Origin of the sequence: Tsukamurella soli, from assembly GCF_039541155.1 — a bacterium.
GTDB lineage: Bacteria > Actinomycetota > Actinomycetes > Mycobacteriales > Mycobacteriaceae > Tsukamurella > Tsukamurella soli.
Window position 1 is genome coordinate 1 of record NZ_BAABFR010000107.1, and the last position, 16,205, is coordinate 16,205.

Consider the following 16,205-nt stretch of genomic DNA (forward strand, 5'->3'; position numbering starts at 1 on the left):
CGCCCGATCGCCGGCGCGCCGGGCGCCGTCGGAGTACCCCGCCGTGGCCGCTGCTCCGCGCCACCGCCCGCGCGCGGTCGAGACGCGCTGGTAGAACGACACGAGCTCGACCTCCTTGTCGCGCAGAGCCACCGCCGTACCGGGCTCGGCCGAGGCATCGGCGAGCCGTTCGACGGTCGCCTGCTCGCGGGCCTCCTTGAGCCGGACGCCGATCCGGGCGGCGAACGCCGTCTGGAAGTTGATGCGGGCCGTGACCGCCGCGAGCGGCTTGCGCTCCACCCAGCGCCGGCGCGTGTACCGATCCTCATAGAGCTGCTGCACCGTCTCCCCTTTATACGCGCCCGACTTGATGTAGGTATCCGACGCCCGAACCATCTGGATCACCAGCGAGGCGTACAGCGCCTCGCACGCGTCGATGTCGGCGTCGAAACCGTAGGCGAACACGAATGTCGAGTTGGCGGCGATGTCGCACCGTACGTCGTTGGACCGCGCGATCGCCACGAACAGCTCCACATAGGTGCGCAGCCCGCGCTTACCCGGTTCGCCGATGCGCACCGTCCGCTGCGCCGGTGCCGCGGGGCGGCCGGAGTTCGACCGCTGGTGTGCGCGCGCGACCGCCAGGTCGATCGAGGCCGCTGTGGCCAGCCGCTGGGCGGCCTCGGTGAAGGCGGCCGCCTCGTGCTCGTTGTCTGTACCCTCGGCCTGCCGCAGGAGGGCGCCGATCCGGGTGAGCAGCTTGTCGTCGTTCATGCCGTGACCCTAGTCATCCCCTCTGACAAGAACCGGGGCCGTCGGGCCCTGAACACGTCCTCGATCGTACGCAACCGCGCCGGTACCCGACCGGTGCCGCGGGCCGTCCCCAGGCATGTCACAGGGCGGCCGACACTCCCGCCAGGCGCGTGACTGGCGCACGCCAAGCGCGGTCCCGGACACTCTGACGGACGCCGAACCAAAGGAGGGCACGACGTGACGGACCCGTATTCCCAGCAGCCGTACCCGCAGGACCCGTACCAGCAGAATCCGTACCAGCAAGGTCGGTATCAGCAGGGGCAGTACCCGCAGAACCGGTACCCCGGGTACGGCCAGCAGTACCCGCCGGCGATGGGACCGCAGTTCGGGCAGCCGGTCGGCGTGAAGATCGAGGACCCCGACAACACCATCGGCATCGTCGGGCTGGTCCTGGCGGTCGTCGCCTGCGGCGTGCCGGGCCTGATCGTCAGCTGGATCGCACTGAACAAATCACGCGGTCGCGGCTACAAGAACACGTGCGCTCTGATCGGGCTCATCATCGGGGCCGTGTACAGCGTGGGGGTGATCCTGTACGTGGTGTTCGCGGTGATCCTCTTCGGAACGCTCGCGACGGCGCCGCACACCTCGACCTCGCTGCTGCAGCTGATCGTCTGAGCCGCCCCGTCTGCACCGCCTCGAGCGCGACGACATCGACGCGCGCGCCAGACACAGGGCCGACACAGAAGAGAACCCCCGACCGCCGGTCGGGGGTTCTTCTCGCTCGGTACCGCGCCTGATCAGGCGTCGGCGCCCTCCTCGGTGAGGTTGCTCACGCGCAGCGGGTCCACCGGGATGCCCGGTCCGGTGGTCGTCGACACGGTGACCTTCTTGAGGTACCGACCCTTGGCCGCCGACGGCTTCGCGCGCAGGATCTCGTCCAGTGCGGCGCCGTAGTTCTCCACCAGCTGCTTGGCGTCGAACGACGCCTTGCCGATCACGAAGTGCAGGTTCGACGCCTTGTCGACACGGAAGTTGATCTTGCCGCCCTTGATGTCGGCCACAGCCTTCGTGACGTCGGGGGTGACAGTGCCGGTCTTCGGGTTCGGCATGAGGCCGCGGGGACCCAGCACACGCGCGATCCGACCGACCTTGGCCATCTGGTCCGGGGTGGCGATCGCGGCGTCGAAGTCGAGCCAGCCGCCCTGGATCTTCTCGATCAGGTCCTCGGCACCGACCTCGTCGGCACCGGCGGCCTTGGCCTCCTCGGCCTTCGCGCCGACGGCGAACACGATCACGCGCGCCGTCTTACCCGTGCCATGCGGCAGGTTGACGGTGCCACGCACCATCTGGTCGGCCTTGCGCGGGTCGACACCCAGGCGCATCGCTACCTCGACGGTGGCGTCCTGCTTGGTGGAGGCGGTCTCCTTGGCCAGCGTGGCAGCCTCGAGCGGGCTGTACAGCTTGGTCCGGTCGACCTTCTCGGCAGCGGCCTTGTAAGCCTTGCTGTTCTTGCTCATGAAATGCTCTTTCGTTCTTGCCCGACGGTGTCGGGCAGTGAGTGGTTCTGCGGGCCAAGCGGGCCCTCCCACACCGTCGGGTGTCCGACGGTGTCGACGCGCCGAGTCACTCGACGGAATCGACGCGCCCAGCTCCTCGCGCTCGCGCGCTCGACGGAATCGACGCGCCCAGCTCCTCGCGCTCGTCACTCGACGGAATCGACGCGCCCAGCTCCTCGCGCTCGCGCGCTCGTCACTCGACGGTGATACCCATGGAGCGGGCGGTACCGGCGATGATCTTCGCGGCCTGCTCGACGTCGTTCGCGTTGAGGTCTTCCTTCTTGGTCTCGGCGATCTCGCGCACCTGATCCCAGGTCACCTTGGCGACCTTGGTCTTGTGCGGCTCACCCGAGCCCTTCTGCACGCCGGCGGCCTTCAGCAGCAGCTTGGCGGCAGGAGGAGTCTTCAGCTTGAACGTGAACGAGCGGTCCTCGTAGACCGTGATCTCGACCGGGATGACGTTGCCACGCTGCGACTCGGTCGCCGCGTTGTACGCCTTGCAGAACTCCATGATGTTGACGCCGTGCTGGCCAAGTGCAGGACCCACAGGCGGGGCGGGGTTGGCCTGCCCGGCCTGGATCTGCAGCTTGATGAGCCCGGCGACCTTCTTCTTCTTCGGGGGCATCCTAGTTTCCTTTTTTCTTTCTCCACACCCATGTCTTGGATCGGGGCATGGGAAGTCGGTTCCCCGATCTCTCGGGGCACGGGTCCTGGGTCAGCTGATCTTCTCGACCTGGTTGAACGCCAGCTCGACCGGCGTCTCCCGGCCGAAGATCGACACCAGCACCTTGACCTTGCGCTGCTCGGCGTTGATCTCGCTGATCGATGCGGGCAGGGTCGCGAACGGTCCGTCCATGACGGTGACCGACTCGCCGACCTCGAAGTCGACCTCGACCGCGGGGCCCTGCGGGGCGGCGCCGGCCGAACCGGCCGCCGAGTCCGTGCCCGCCGCGGCCTTCGCCGGCTTGCGGCGCGCGCTCTCGGGCAGCAGGAACTTGACGACCTCGTTCATGGTGAGCGGCGACGGCTTCGAGGTGAGGCCGACGAAACCGGTCACACCCGGCGTGTTGCGCACTGCGCCCCACGACTCGTCGTTGAGGTCCATGCGAACCAGGATGTAGCCGGGCAGCACCTTGCGGTTGACCCGCTTCTGCTGGCCGTTCTTGATCTCGGTGACCTCTTCCGTGGGCACCTCGACCTGGAAGATGTAGTCGCCGACGTCGAGGTTCTGCACACGCGTCTCGAGGTTGGCCTTGACCTTGTTCTCGTAGCCCGCGTAGGTGTGGATCACATACCACTCGCCGGGAGCGATGCGCAGTTGCGCCTTCAGCTCGGCGACGGGGTCGACCTCCGCCGGCTCCTCCTCGGCCTCGACAGGCTCGGTCTCGTCGACGGCATCATCGGTCGGGCCGGCGTCGGCCTCGTCGGCGTCCTCACTGTCGTCGGCCCCGACGGTGTCGGTGGCCTCCGCCTCGTCGGCCGCCTGCCAGTCCGCAGCGGTGTCATCGAGTCCCCGACCGTCAGTCTGCGGGTCGAGAACGGCCTCATCCGCGTCGTTGTGTTCCGGGGTGCTCACAGCGCCCTATCCCTTCGTGGTTCTACTAGTCAGGTCGTCTTTTGCCGGGTCAGCCGAAGGCCCACAGGATCAGCTTCGCGAAGCCGATGTCCAGACCCGCCACCACTGCGCTCATGACGATCACGAACGCCAGCACGACGCCGGTGTAGACCACCATCTGGCGGCGGTTCGGCCAGATCACCTTGCGCAGCTCGGCCACCACCTGGCGGAGGTACAGCCAGATCGCGGCGAACGGATTACGGCTCCGCGTCTCCGTCCGGCCGGCCGCGGACTTCGTGTCGGCCGACTCCCCGGTCGGGCGCGTCTTGGTGAGTGTCGCACCACCCGACTCGACGGCGCCGTCACCCGACTCCGCAAGCAGTGCGCGGCCGCCGCGCGACCGCCGCTTGCCGGAGGGGCGGGGCGGGCCGGCGACCGTGTCGTCCGCAGCGTCTTCGACGCTGTCGGTCACGTCGTCGTGCTCGTCGCTCACGCAATACCCTCCAGTTGGTCTGCTTCCCGACCGGACAGCGGCGCTGCGGCCCATCGAGCGGCCCGGCCGCTGTGGCCGATCGTGCGGCCCGGCGGGCCTGCCGGTGATCGTCTCCACCCGAAGCGGACGATGCCGCCGGGGCGGTTACCCACCAGTGCAGGGGCGACAGGATTCGAACCTGCGACCTGCGGTTTTGGAGACCGCTGCTCTACCAGCTGAGCTACACCCCTTCGGCAGTCAGGATCGCTCCCGAGAGCCGGTTCCCCGGTCCACATGCCACGCGCGCCGGAGCGGATCCAGCGCGCGCACCGTGAACCACGGACACTTCAGTGTACGGCACCGGAGCGCCGCAACCCAAAACGGCAGGCGTCAGGCGAACTGAACCGTCGCCATCGGCTTGCCGAAGATCTTGCGATCGCCCTGCTTGACCGTCATCAGGATGGTGCCCGTCTTGGTCTCGGGATCGAGGCTCTTGACCTTGCCCTGATACACCAGTACGGCTCGCTCGGACGCGGGAACGTAGGCGGGGCTGGTGAACCGGACCGTGTAGTCCTTCAACGCGGCCGGGTCGCCCAGCCAGTCGATGATGAAGTTCTGGCCCAGGCTCATCGTGAGCATGCCCTGCGCGATCACGTCGTCCATGCCGATCATCTTGACGATGTGGTCGGAGAAGTGGATCGGGTTGGGATCGCCCACGACGCCGGCGTAGTTGACCAGGTCGCCGCGCCCCAGCGTGAACACACGCTCGGGCAGCTCGTCACCCACGGTCACATCCGAGAAATTACGCAGTGCCATACATCATCACCTTCGCGGCAGTGTCTTCGAAATCGGGATTGATCTCCTCGCCCGTGGTGCGACCCACCAGGGTGGTCCATGAGCTGACCAGGTGGTTGCCGTCCTGGTCGCGGATCTCGTTGCGGGTGACGATCATGTCGAGGCCCGCGGTCTGCCGGAAGCTGTCGAAGTAGACGTGGGTGGTCAGCAGCATGCCGGCCACGATCGGCTGGTGGAACACGACCTTCTGGTCCGACTGCACGATCTGGCCCATGCCGTACCCGATCACGGCCTCTTCGAACATCGGCCGGTGCGCGATGATGCCGACCAGGTTGAAGAAGATGGGGGGCGCGACCAGATCGGCGTAGCCGGCCGCGCGGGCGGCCTCGACGTCGTGGTAGATCGGGTCCGTCGCCTGAATCGCGAGGGCGAACTCGCGGATCTTCTCGCGGCCCACGAGGTACTTGTTCTTGTACTCGTAGTTGTAACCGACCGCGGCGCGCGTGCGCTCCGAGACCTCTTGCGGCGTCAGCTTCTCCTTCACGGAGCCGCCGGGCACCTTCAATTCGTTACTCACGGGTTGTCACCCTACCTATCTACCCGGGGCGGGGTCCGCAACGACCGACCGGATGATCACCCGGGCTCCGTCTGTCGTAGACGGTCCCGGGACCTGACCGCCGAGGGCTGTTCGGCGGAAACACCAAGGGGGAGGACACCGGTCCGGTGTCCTCCCCCTGGAAGCTGCTAGCGCGACTCGCGGTGCGCCTGGTGGGTTCCGCAGTTGGGGCAGAACTTCTTGATCTCCAGGCGGTCGGGGTCGTTACGCCGATTCTTCTTGGTGATGTAGTTGCGGTGCTTGCACACCTCGCACGCCAAGGTGATCTTGGGGCGGACATCTGTCGATGAAGCCACTGCGAACACACCTTCTTCCAGTTACGTCGAGTTCCGTTGTAGCGGTGGGGGGGCTCGATCCCCCGACCTCACGATTATGAGTCGTGCGCTCTAACCAGCTGAGCTACACCGCCCTGGGCTACACCGTTGCAAGGTGACAGCACTGGTCTAGCGAGCCCCCTGACGGAATCGAACCGTCGACCTTTTCCTTACCATGGAAACGCTCTGCCGACTGAGCTAAGGGGGCCTTCGAGCGGTCCCTCGCGGGGTCGCCCTGAAGCCTTAACGAGGTTACACACCGCGCGCCCGGTTGACCAAATCGGCTGGTCAGCTCCGGTTTCGGTGCGCGCACCCCCGACCCACCAGCGGCCCCCGACGAGGTCTCGTCGAGGGCCGCTCAGGTGTGGCACGTGTAGGATTCGAACCTACGTAGGCGTAAGCCGACGGATTTACAGTCCGCTCCCATTGGCCGCTCGGGCAACGTGCCGTTGTTCTCCTGGGCCGAGGCCCGGGATCCCGGCCACCGAGGTGGCCTGCGCCGCCGTGAACAGCAGCGGCACGTAGAATACAACGCCGCCACCGGGGAAACGCAAACCCGCAGGTCATCAGCGGACACAAGGGATAGTTCAATCGTGAGGAGTAGGTCGTGGCCGATTCGTCGTTCGACGTGGTGAGCAAGGTCGATCGCCAGGAGGTCGCCAACGCGCTCAACCAGGCGTCCAAGGAACTCAGCCAGCGCTACGACTTCCGCGGCACCAACACCACCGTCGAGTTCTCCGGCGAAGACAAGGTGGTGTTGACCAGCGACGCCGAGGAGCGCGTCAAGGCCGGCCTCGAGGTGTTCCAGGAGAAGCTGATCAAGCGTGGCATCTCGCTGAAGGCCTTCGACGCGGGCGACCCGGTCGGGTCCGGGAAGCAGTTCAAGATCACCGGCACGCTCGTCGAGGGCATTGCCAGCGATCAGGCGAAGAAGATCTCCAAGCTGATCCGCGACGAGGGCCCGAAGTCGGTGAAGGCGCAGATACAGGGCGACGAGCTGCGCGTGTCCAGCAAGTCGCGCGACGACCTACAGGCCGTGCAGGCGCTGCTCAAGGGCGCCGATCTCGACCTGGCGCTGCAGTTCGTCAACTACCGCTAGTGGTCATCCCTTGACGTTCGTCGGGGGTGTCAGGTCCAGGCGGTGGGGTCGTTGAGGTAGAGGCCGCAGGCGGTGTCGAGGGCGTCTTCGGGGGTGCCGGTGGTGTGCCCGGTGGGCAGGTAGGAGTCTTCGTAGTCGTCATGGCCGGCCCGGTAGATCGCGAATCCCCACCTCGAGGCCGAGCCACTGTAGCGCAGCCGGCACAGCTCGAGGACCTCTCCGTCGGCCAGGACGCCGTCGAGGTAGGCGAACCCGGCGCAGCATCGGACCGCGACCCGGGCCAGCGTTCGCGGGCGCAAGTGTGGGCCTTGTAGGTCGGCGAGTACTGGGTGGAGTCGTGCCCGCTCGGCCGCTGGCCAGGCCGGGCGGCCACGACCGGCGTGTCGACGCGGCCGGGGGTTCAGGGATGCACCAGAGGTGGTCATGGCCGTATCCACTCCCCTCCCATCAGTCACTTCCGCGCCGCCGGTGGATCCGGCGGGCCACGATCCGGCGGACCCCGTGGCGAAAGCGACAACGGTCTGAACTACCCCAGGTTTTCTGGAGGACCTCTCCGGAGGGTGCCTCGACCCCTTCGAACACCCACTCGTTGCCACGAGAAGGTGAGGTGAAGTAATGGATTTCGGCGCGTCCTGCACGCGCCATCGAGGCCGGAACCCCTACGACGACGGGTAGAAGTCCGCCTCGAAGATCGGCTCAAGCACCACCTTCAAGGACACCTGAACGACCCGGTCCACGGTCGTCGGGATCCACTGCGGGCGACGACGACACCGCGGGAGTCCAGAACCACCCACCTCTTGTGGGCGCCGAGCACCCGGGAGAACCGCTCACTTGTTCTCACATCGTGAATCATGTTGATCACCTGCGCATCCCGGTAGTCCCGCGACGAGGGTCCGTGGGTGATGTGGTCGTAGTACGTGGACGGGGCGATGGGCAGACCGTGCTCGATGAGCACCGTGCACATCGAATCGACACCCCGCACAGGCCCCTCCGCTCCGACGCGTTGTCCCGGGTGGGCGCGGATGGACTCCACGATCAGCGATGTGGCCGATCGATCTCGGCGGCGAAGAGACTGCGGATACCTCGATGAACCCATGGGTCTATCCGCTCGTCCCAACCACGAGAGTCTCCGGACACTCCGGGGCGGATCAATCCCCGGGGGCGGCGCCACCGCGGCGGCGGTCATCATCGCGGAGGTCGGCACCGACATGAGCCGCTTCCCAACCCCCGGGCACCTGTGCCGGTGGGCCAGGTTCGCGCCCGGCATCAATTCCAGCGCCGGCAGGACCAAGGGCAACGGCGTGACCGGGCACGGCAACCGGTACCCCGCGCGCGTCCTCGGCGCGACCGTCATCAGCACATCCCGCACCACCTGTTGTCCGATCCGCAGGCCCGATTCATCGACCTCGGCCCGACCACTACGACCGACGGATATCCACCGACGCCCGCAACCGCAACCACATCCGCAGCCTCGAAGCCCTCGGTTACCGGGACCGGGTCGCCGGCATGGTTGCGTTCCATTCTCGGGCTCGAGGCGATCACCGACGGACGGGTCACCGTCGGGCCAGCGGCGGGATCGCCGAGAGCACAGCTCCGGCCTGGAACGAGCGTGCGGACTTGACCGGCCGGGAGATCGGCGCGAGATCCATCGACGTGATGCCGTCCAGGCGGCCCAGCGTGCCGGTCACGAACTCGTAGATGTGGGCGTCGTCGCGGAACACCGCGCTGGCGGTGAGGTTGGTGGGGCCCGACGTCATGCCGACGAAGGGCACCTCCTCGGCGCGAGCCAGCTCGCGTCCGATCCGGTCGAGCGCCGACGGTGCGCAGCTCAGGTACAGCTGCGCGCCGCGGTGGAACCCGAGCGCCATCATCGCGAGGTCGAGGTCGAAGTAGAGCCGCCCGCTGGCGACCAGCGCCGCGACCCGTTGGGTGACCCGCGCCGGGCCGACGCCGACCGCGCGGGCGACCGCGGCGTACGGGGTCCGCCCGTCCCGCTCGAGGACGGCGACGATGCGTTCGTCCACCGCGTCCAGCGGGGTCTGGATGCCGTGCGGAGTCTGCTCGAGCAGGTCCACGACGCGGTGGGCCGGGTCCGCCACCGCGAGTAGGGCCCGTTCCTGATCCACGGTGAGCGCATCGCGCGTGCCCGGCAGGCCACCGTCGGAGACGTACCGGAAGAGGATGGACTGCATCCGGAGGTCGGCGATGAGGGACGTGCGCGGTAGTCGATCACGCAGCAGATCGTTGCGCGCCGACTCCGAGGGCGGGCGGTAGATCGCCGCCACCTCCGTGCTGCCGGACTGCTCGGTCACCCAGCTGATGTCCGGGTGCCCGGCCAGCAGGTCGGCGAGCCGCCCGGTCTCCCCCGGCATCGGGCGCATCCGCAGGAGCCACCGGGGCAGCCCGATGACCTGCGTGTTCTGCATCACGAAGACGCGCGCGACACCCGCACGCACAAGCCGCTCGTAGCGGCGCTTCACCGTCTGCTCGGACACTCCCAGAACCGATCCGAGCGTCGCGAACGGCAGCCGGACGTCGAACGTCAGGGCGCGGAGGATCTTGCGATCGAGGTCATCGATCACGGAGGAATCGTATGTCTCACTCTCAGCAATAACCGGAATCATACGGATCCATCGGCTCAGCTGCCGGATTCCGTCACCCGCATCCGACGCTGGTCCCATGAATAAATGGAACCCACTCGTCGCATCGTGCCTCGGCACGTTCATGCTGCTCATCGATGTCACCATCGTCACCGTCGCGCTTCCGGACATCGCCGCGGCGACCCACTCGTCGTTCACCACCCTCCAGTGGGTGCTCGACGCGTACGCGCTGGTCCTCGGTGCGCTCGTGCTCGGCATGGGCGCCCTCGCCGACAACATCGGCCACAAGCGGGTGTACCTGAGTGGGACGGCCCTGTTCGCGGCCGCGTCGCTCGCGTGCGGGCTCGCCGACTCGGGCGGCGTCCTGGTCGCGGCCCGCGCCGTGCAGGGCGTCGGCGGCGCCGCGATGTTCGCGACCACGATCGCCCTCCTGCACGCGACCTATTCCGGACGCGACCGCGGCGTCGCCTTCGGCGTGTGGGGCGCGGTGTCCGGAGCCTCCGCCGGGATCGGCGTCGTGCTCGGCGGCGTCCTCACGCAGTGGGCCGGCTGGCGCTGGGTGTTCATGGTCAACCTACCGGTATCGGTGTGCGCGATCGCCCTGTCCGCCGTCGCGTTCGGCGAGACCACCCGCCGACGGGTGCGGCTCGACGTGCCCGGTATCGCGACGTTCTCCCTGACCGCCGGGGCCCTGATCTTCGGCATCATCCGCGGCGGCGAGGCAGGCTGGGGAAGCGCCGTCACCGTCGGCTCCCTGGCGGTCGCGGCGCTCGCGCTGGCCGTCTTCGCCGTCGCGGAGTCCCGGGCGGCGCAGCCGATGCTTCCGCTCGTCCTGCTGCGCAGCCCGCGGTTCGTCGGCTCGCTGGTCGGCGCTCTCGGGATGAACTTCGCGGCGTTCTCCGGGTCGGTCCTGCTGTCGATCTGGCTCCAGGACGTCCTGCGACTGTCCGCGATCGGCACCGGCTGCGCCCTGCTGCCCATGAGCGTGCTCGCGTTCGTGGTCGCGGGGGGACTCGGACACCGGCTCGACGGCGCCCCGCCGCAGCGGACGATCGGGCTGGGCCTGGTGATCATCGGCGCCGGCGCGGGCCTGCTCACCGTGATCGACGCCGGCTCGCGCTGGTACGCCGCGGCGCCGGGCCTGGCCGTGATCGGCGTCGGGGTCGGGCTGAGCGCTCCCGCGCTCGCGTCGGTCGCGCTCGGCGCCGTACCGCCCCGGCTCAGCGGCGTCGCGTCCGGCGCCGTCAACACCGCACGCCAGCTGGGCTTCGCCCTCGGCGTAGCAGTGCTCGGCAGCGTCTTCGCCGCGTCCGCGGGCTCCTCCCGCCCGGCCACCGCGGCCCGCTTCGCCGACGGCCTCACCACGGCGATGACGGTGGCCGCAGCCGTCGGTATCGCGGCGGGGATCGTGGGGATCCTCCTCTTCCGCCGCAGCGCTCCGACAGCCGAGCAGGCCGACGCCCGGATCTCCTCGCGGCTGTCTTGAGCGATCCGGGGCCCCGCCCCTCCTGACCGACAGCCCCTACTCCCCCACCATCGCCTCGAGCCGCGCGATCCGGGTCGACGCGGCCGGGTGCACGCGGAACCAGCGGAGCAGCTTCTCGTCCCGCCGGAAGGGCGGCAGGATCATCAGGTGCGCCTGGGTGACCAGCTCCGGATCCGGTGGCAGCGGCGCCGCCTGGATCCGCTTGGACAGGACGCGCAGCGCCTCGGCGAGTGCCAGTGGGTCGCCCGCAAGGATCGCCCCCGCGGAGTCGGCGTGGAACTCGCAGGTCCGGGAGACGGACAGCCGCACGATCGTGCCGGCGATCGGGCCCAACACCGCGAGCGCCGCGCTGACCACGCGGGGCGTGTGCTCGGGGTCGTGGTCACCGTCGAAGCCGGACACGAGGTACCCGAACCCGGATAGACCCGTGATCACCGCCGCCAACGCACCGGACACCGAGCCGCACAGCGCGTCCCGCTCGTAGATGTGCGTCAGTTCGTGCGCCACGACCGCGCGCAGCTGCCGCTCGTCGAGCGCCTCCAGCAGGCCCATGGTGCAGCATACGGCCGCGGCGTGCTGATTGTGGCCGACGGCGAACGAGGTGGGGGCGGCGGTGGGCGACAGGTACACCGCGGGCATCGGCCGCCGCGCGACGGTCGAGAGTTCCCGCACGATCCGGCACAGCGTGGGCTGCTGCAGCTCCGAGACGCGGCGGGCGTGCATCGCCCGCAGCGCGAGCGACGTGCTGGACATGTAGGCGTACGCGGCCACGCCGCACCCGCCCACCAGCGCCACGATCAGGGCGATCCGCCCGAACGGCGTCGCCACCACCATCAGCACCGCGGGGACCAGGCCCAGCAGGATGGCGGTGGCGAACCGGTTGGAGGTGGCGCGCACGAGTGGCTACCGGTCGGCGGCCTCAGCCGAGGCGTTCGACGGTGAACGACACCAGGTACTCGAGGCGGCTCGCCGCCTCGGACTGCGGCAGACCGGCGATCTCGGCGCGCGCATCGTCGGCGAACTGCTCGAGCGTGGCCTTCGCCCGCTTCATGCCCTGGGACCGGTCCAGCAGCTCGATGGCCTCGGCGACCAGCGCATCGTCGGTGACCGGGCGCACCCCACCGCCACTCGCCTCCGGCAGGAGCAGGATCTCGCGCAACCGGTCACCGTCGGCGCCCGGGTCGCGCAGCGCGTGCAGGACCGGCAGCGTGTGCACGCCCTCGCGGAGGTCGGTGCCGGGCGTCTTGCCGGTCTGCTGCGCCACCGAGCTGATGTCGATGATGTCGTCGCTGATCTGGAACGCCATCCCCACCGCGGAGCCGATGCGGTACAGGCGCTGGGCGTCGTCCTCGTCGCAGCCGCCCTGCAGGGCGCCGAGCAGGCCGCAGGTGGCGATCAGGCTCCCCGTCTTGCCCCAGATGGTGTCGAGGTAGTGCTGCACGGGGTCGACCGGATTCCCAGCGGAGTCGACCGGTCCCTTCAATTCCAGCATCTGCCCGGTGACCAACTCGCCGAAGCACCTGGCGATGATGCCGACCGCGCGCGGCCCCAGCTCGGCTCCGTACGCGGAGGCCTTGGCGAACAGGAAGTCGCCGGCCAGGATCGCGATCGAGTTGTCCCACCGAGCGTTCGCCGACGGTGCGCCGCGGCGGGTGTCCGCCTCGTCCATGACGTCGTCGTGGTACAGGGTCGCGAGGTGCGTGGTCTCGAGCGCGGCGGCCGCGATGGCGACGCCGGGGGCCTTCGGGCTCGGTCCGAACCGGGCGGCGAGCAGCGTGAACATCGGCCGGAACCGCTTGCCACCCGCCTGGAACAGGTGCAGCGCCTCCTCGATCACGCAGCCGTTCGCCGTCTCGATGCCCTCGCGGATCACCGTCTCGACGCCGGCCAGGTCGGCCCGCAGATCCGTCGCGAACGCGTCGGAACCGAGGTCGAGTGCCGCTACCGTGTTGCTCACGACCGCCAGCCTATCGGCAGTCGACGCTCAGGACGCGTCTCGCCCACGGCATGCACTACCGCTGAGCCCAGTGCAGCGCGACGACACCGCCGGTCAGGTCGGTCCACCGCACCGAATGCCAGCCCGCGTCCTGGATGACCTCGGCGAGCGCCCGCTGGTCCGGCCAGCGCTGGATGGACTCCGCGAGATAGCTGTACGCCTCGGGGTTCGAGGACGCGCGGTCGGCGATCATCTGGATCGCGCGGAGGGCGACGCGATCGTATGCCGTGCGGAACGGCTTCCACGTCGGGGTCGAGAACTCGCAGACGACCAGGCGCCCACCGGGCCGCACCACCCGGGCCATCTCGCGCAGCCCGACCTCGGGGTCGGCGACGTTGCGCAGGCCGAAGGAGATCGTCACGGCGTCGAACACCCCGTCGGCGAAGGGCAGCGCCATCGCGTCGCCGGCCGTCATCGGGACGCGGCGGAAGCGCCCCGCCTGCAGCATCCCGGTGGAGAAGTCGCACGCCGCGGCCCACGCTCCCGAGCGGGCGAGTTCGACGGTGGAGACGCCGGTGCCGGCAGCGAGGTCGAGGACCTTCTCCCCCGGCCGCAGATCCAGTGCGGCGCGGGTCTTCCGCCGCCACGACCGGTCGAGACCTGCGGTCATCAGGGTGTTGGTGCGGTCGTAGCGGCGTGCGACCCCGTCGAACATCGACGCGACCTCGGCCGGCTGCTTATCCAACGAAGCGCGAGACATTCCTGAAAGCTACACGAGACGTCGCGGCTGCTTCGTAGTGCGCGAACAGCTGATCGCACAGCGCGGGCCAGGTCCGGGCGAGCACCGACTTGCGTGCCGCCTCGCCGAACCGGCACCGCAGTGCGGGGTCCCTCAGCGCCGAAACGGCACCCGGCAACAGCTCCTCGAAGTCCTTCGCCGGCAGCAGGTATCCGCTGCGGCAGTGGGCCACCAGGTCGCGCGGCCCACCCTGGTCGGGGGCGATCGCGGGAACACCGGACGCGAGCGCCTCCTGCACCGCCTGGCAGAACGTCTCATGCTCGCCCGGGTGCACGAACACGTCGAGAGACGCGTAGGCGCGGGAGAGGTCGTCGCCGCCCAGCTCGCCGGTGAACACGGCACCCGGGAGCAGCGCCTCGAGCCGCGCCCGCTCGGGGCCGCCACCGACGACGACCAGCTGCACGTCGTCCCGGCCGGCGAGCGGGGCGAGGCGCTCGACGTGCTTCTCCGCCGCGAGGCGCCCGACGAAGCCGACCACCAGCCGCCCCCTGTCATCGCCCCCGCGCCCCAGCCACTCGGCGCGCAGCTCGGGGCTGCGCCACGAGGGCGCGAACCGCTCGACGTCCACGCCGCGGCCCCAGGTTCGCACGCGCGGGATGCGGTGCAGCTCGAGATCCTCGACCGCGGCACTGGAGGGCGCCAGCGTCAGGTCGCAGTGCTTGTGCATCTGGCGGGTCCACCACCACGCCACGCGGCTCAGCGGCCCCAGGCCGTACGACGACGCGAACCCCGCCACATCGGTCTGGTAGATCGCCACCGTCGGCACCCCGAGTCGCTTGGCGGCGGCGAGGCCGCCCGCGCCCAGATAGTAGGGCGACGCGAGGTGCACGACGTCGGGCGCGAAGTCGCGCAGCACCTCGACCATGCCCATGTGTGGTCGCGCGATGGGCAGCGACGAGATCATGGGCAGCATCGTCGACGGCAGCCGGTAGACGGGGAAACCCAGGTGCGACAGCGCCGCGCGCGGCTCGCCCGCGGGGCTGTCCGGCGCGATCACGAGCGCCTCGTGACCCCCGCGTCGGCAGTGCTCGAGCACCCGCAGCACCGAGTTGGTGACGCCGTTGACGTTGGGAAGGAACGATTCCGCGACGATGGCTACCCGCACGCCGGTCAGTGTGCCGGGGCGACGGTACTCACCCGCGCCTATGACGTTTCCCGTGACCGAACGTCGGGTGAACTGTGGGCCCCGCGGCGCCGCTGCGCCTGCGCCAGCGTCACCATCACGGCGGCGATCACCAGCCAGGACACGACGGCCACCGACGCGGCCGGCACGACCGCGACCGACGCCGTCCGCCCGGCGACGCGCACCAGGTCGGGGTCGGCGGTGTCGTACTCGACCTGGATCCGGTCACCCACGGTGAGTTCGCTGGGATACAGCACCCCCAGCGGCGGGTTGTGGTTGACGCCGTCGGCCGTGTAGAAGCTGATGGTCGAGCGCCGCGGTCCCGCGGACAACACGTCCGCGGTGGCGGTTCCGAGGTGTCCGGTGATGGCACGGTCGTCGCGCCACGCGGCCACCAGGAGGATCGCGCACAGAAGCGTGATCAGTGCCCCCGTGCTCAGCAGCACCAGCTGCGTCCGCCGCAGCCCGGCGCGGGTCATCCGGCACCGCCCCGGACGCCCGCGGGCCACGTCACGCGCGGATCCGCTCGCGCATGGATCGGTGCAGCGCCCGCAGGCCCGCCCGGTCCGTCGGCACCTCGACCACCGCGAGGCCACCGTCGGCGGCGCCGGTGGCGAAGCGCAGGTCGGCGAGACCCGCACGGCGATACGACGCGTGGTACGCGGCGCACAGCGCGGCGATGTCGGTCCCGTGCGGGGTGCCGAAGACGCGCGCGGCGGCCCCGTCGTACTCGGGCCCGGAGTAGGCGGGCGCGCCCTGCTCGAGCAGCTCGAAGATGCCGCCGCCGTTGTCGTTCGCCACCACCACGGTCAGGTTGTCGGGCCGCGGTTCGCCGGGTCCGATCAGCAACCCCGACGCGTCGTGCACAAAGGTCAGGTCGCCCATCAGCGCGACGGTGCGCGAGGCCGGGCGCGCAAGGGCCGCCCCTACCGCCGTGCTGACGGTGCCGTCGATCCCGGCGACGCCCCGGTTGGACAGGACGCTCACGCCGGCCGGGACCGTGCCCGCCAGCGCGACGTCGCGGATGGGGTTGGAGGCTCCGAGCACCAGGGTGTCCCCGGGCTCGAGCGCGGCGCAGACGGCACGCGCGACGTGCAGCCCGGTCGGGGGGCCGTCCGCGAGTCC

Annotated in this window: 19 protein-coding genes, 4 tRNA genes and 1 pseudogene; 4 read left to right on the forward strand and 20 right to left on the reverse strand. The window is 69.6% G+C overall.

What is annotated here, in order from left to right; translation table 11 throughout:
* Positions 1 to 750: DUF2786 domain-containing protein (locus ABD908_RS22645; protein ID WP_345000281.1), on the reverse strand; the 750-nt coding region annotated here is incomplete at its 3' end.
* A 216-nt stretch (positions 751 to 966) separates the two neighbouring features.
* Here ABD908_RS22645 and ABD908_RS22650 point away from each other — a divergent pair.
* A complete protein-coding gene (locus ABD908_RS22650) occupies positions 967 to 1,404 on the forward strand; it encodes a DUF4190 domain-containing protein (RefSeq protein ID WP_345000283.1) in 438 nt (145 codons plus the stop codon).
* A gap of 122 nt (positions 1,405 to 1,526) precedes the next feature.
* Here ABD908_RS22650 and rplA read toward each other — a convergent pair whose 3' ends face one another.
* From rplA to ABD908_RS22705, 11 genes are all read right to left on the reverse strand, one after another.
* Positions 1,527 to 2,246 carry a 50S ribosomal protein L1 gene (gene rplA / locus ABD908_RS22655; RefSeq protein ID WP_345000285.1) on the reverse strand — a complete coding sequence of 240 codons (720 nt, stop codon included), beginning with the start codon at positions 2,244 to 2,246 and terminating at the stop codon, positions 1,527 to 1,529.
* A gap of 232 nt (positions 2,247 to 2,478) precedes the next feature.
* Positions 2,479 to 2,910 (reverse strand): 50S ribosomal protein L11, encoded by a 432-nt coding sequence (rplK, locus tag ABD908_RS22660; protein ID WP_345000287.1) that lies wholly within the window; start codon positions 2,908 to 2,910, stop codon positions 2,479 to 2,481.
* Positions 2,911 to 3,000: 90 nt separating this feature from the next.
* Complete coding sequence (nusG, locus tag ABD908_RS22665) at positions 3,001 to 3,861, reverse strand: transcription termination/antitermination protein NusG (RefSeq protein WP_345000289.1); 861 nt, start codon at positions 3,859 to 3,861, stop codon at positions 3,001 to 3,003.
* A gap of 49 nt (positions 3,862 to 3,910) precedes the next feature.
* Complete coding sequence (gene secE / locus ABD908_RS22670; protein ID WP_345000291.1) at positions 3,911 to 4,333, reverse strand: preprotein translocase subunit SecE; 423 nt, start codon at positions 4,331 to 4,333, stop codon at positions 3,911 to 3,913.
* 157 nt (positions 4,334 to 4,490) lie between these two features.
* Positions 4,491 to 4,563, reverse strand: a tRNA-Trp gene (locus ABD908_RS22675).
* A gap of 139 nt (positions 4,564 to 4,702) precedes the next feature.
* Positions 4,703 to 5,128, reverse strand: a complete 426-nt coding sequence (gene hadB / locus ABD908_RS22680) for a (3R)-hydroxyacyl-ACP dehydratase subunit HadB (protein WP_345000293.1) — start codon at positions 5,126 to 5,128, stop codon at positions 4,703 to 4,705.
* Positions 5,115 to 5,684: a (3R)-hydroxyacyl-ACP dehydratase subunit HadA gene (gene hadA / locus ABD908_RS22685; RefSeq protein WP_345000295.1), complete on the reverse strand. Its 570-nt coding sequence runs from the start codon at positions 5,682 to 5,684 to the stop codon at positions 5,115 to 5,117. Before hadA ends, hadB begins: the two co-directional genes overlap by 14 nt.
* Positions 5,685 to 5,851: 167 nt before the next feature.
* A complete protein-coding gene (rpmG, locus tag ABD908_RS22690) occupies positions 5,852 to 6,019 on the reverse strand; it encodes a 50S ribosomal protein L33 (RefSeq protein ID WP_345000297.1) in 168 nt (55 codons plus the stop codon).
* Between the two features lie 39 nt (positions 6,020 to 6,058).
* Positions 6,059 to 6,132 (reverse strand) — tRNA-Met (locus ABD908_RS22695).
* A gap of 40 nt (positions 6,133 to 6,172) precedes the next feature.
* Positions 6,173 to 6,245, reverse strand: a tRNA-Thr gene (locus ABD908_RS22700).
* A 157-nt stretch (positions 6,246 to 6,402) separates the two neighbouring features.
* A tRNA-Tyr gene (locus ABD908_RS22705) sits at positions 6,403 to 6,485 on the reverse strand.
* Positions 6,486 to 6,644: 159 nt separating this feature from the next.
* On the opposite strand from ABD908_RS22705, the gene ABD908_RS22710 reads away from it, so the two are divergent.
* On the forward strand, positions 6,645 to 7,136 hold the full coding sequence (locus tag ABD908_RS22710; protein ID WP_345000299.1) for a YajQ family cyclic di-GMP-binding protein: 492 nt from the start codon (positions 6,645 to 6,647) through the stop codon (positions 7,134 to 7,136).
* A gap of 29 nt (positions 7,137 to 7,165) precedes the next feature.
* On the opposite strand, the gene ABD908_RS22715 is transcribed toward ABD908_RS22710, so the two are convergent.
* Positions 7,166 to 7,435: a hypothetical protein gene (locus ABD908_RS22715; RefSeq protein ID WP_345000302.1), complete on the reverse strand. Its 270-nt coding sequence runs from the start codon at positions 7,433 to 7,435 to the stop codon at positions 7,166 to 7,168.
* A gap of 795 nt (positions 7,436 to 8,230) precedes the next feature.
* Between ABD908_RS22715 and ABD908_RS27710 the strand changes: the two are divergent.
* Positions 8,231 to 8,494, forward strand: a pseudogene (locus tag ABD908_RS27710) (transposase); the annotation flags it as partial.
* 195 nt (positions 8,495 to 8,689) lie between these two features.
* Here ABD908_RS27710 and ABD908_RS22730 read toward each other — a convergent pair.
* Positions 8,690 to 9,718 (reverse strand): Lrp/AsnC family transcriptional regulator, encoded by a 1,029-nt coding sequence (locus ABD908_RS22730; RefSeq protein WP_345000304.1) that lies wholly within the window; start codon positions 9,716 to 9,718, stop codon positions 8,690 to 8,692.
* A 97-nt stretch (positions 9,719 to 9,815) separates the two neighbouring features.
* On the opposite strand from ABD908_RS22730, the gene ABD908_RS22735 reads away from it, so the two are divergent.
* Positions 9,816 to 11,222: an MFS transporter gene (locus ABD908_RS22735; RefSeq protein WP_345000306.1), complete on the forward strand. Its 1,407-nt coding sequence runs from the start codon at positions 9,816 to 9,818 to the stop codon at positions 11,220 to 11,222.
* Positions 11,223 to 11,258: 36 nt separating this feature from the next.
* Here ABD908_RS22735 and ABD908_RS22740 read toward each other — a convergent pair whose 3' ends face one another.
* The 6 genes from ABD908_RS22740 to ABD908_RS22765 all read right to left on the reverse strand — a co-directional run.
* Positions 11,259 to 12,119 carry a M48 family metalloprotease gene (locus tag ABD908_RS22740; protein WP_345000308.1) on the reverse strand — a complete coding sequence of 287 codons (861 nt, stop codon included), beginning with the start codon at positions 12,117 to 12,119 and terminating at the stop codon, positions 11,259 to 11,261.
* A gap of 22 nt (positions 12,120 to 12,141) precedes the next feature.
* Entirely contained in the window at positions 12,142 to 13,179 is a 1,038-nt protein-coding gene (locus ABD908_RS22745) for a polyprenyl synthetase family protein (protein WP_345000310.1), read from the reverse strand.
* Positions 13,180 to 13,234: 55 nt separating this feature from the next.
* Positions 13,235 to 13,918, reverse strand: a complete 684-nt coding sequence (locus ABD908_RS22750) for a demethylmenaquinone methyltransferase (protein WP_345000312.1) — start codon at positions 13,916 to 13,918, stop codon at positions 13,235 to 13,237.
* Positions 13,896 to 15,062, reverse strand: coding sequence for a glycosyltransferase family 4 protein (locus ABD908_RS22755; protein WP_345000314.1), 1,167 nt, complete (start codon positions 15,060 to 15,062; stop codon positions 13,896 to 13,898). The genes ABD908_RS22750 and ABD908_RS22755 overlap by 23 nt, the downstream gene beginning before the upstream one ends.
* 38 nt (positions 15,063 to 15,100) lie before the next feature.
* On the reverse strand, positions 15,101 to 15,559 hold the full coding sequence (locus ABD908_RS22760) for a DUF3592 domain-containing protein (protein ID WP_345000316.1): 459 nt from the start codon (positions 15,557 to 15,559) through the stop codon (positions 15,101 to 15,103).
* 31 nt (positions 15,560 to 15,590) lie between these two features.
* On the reverse strand, positions 15,591 to 16,205 hold a 615-nt coding region (locus tag ABD908_RS22765), incomplete at its 5' end, for a thiamine pyrophosphate-dependent enzyme (RefSeq protein ID WP_345000318.1).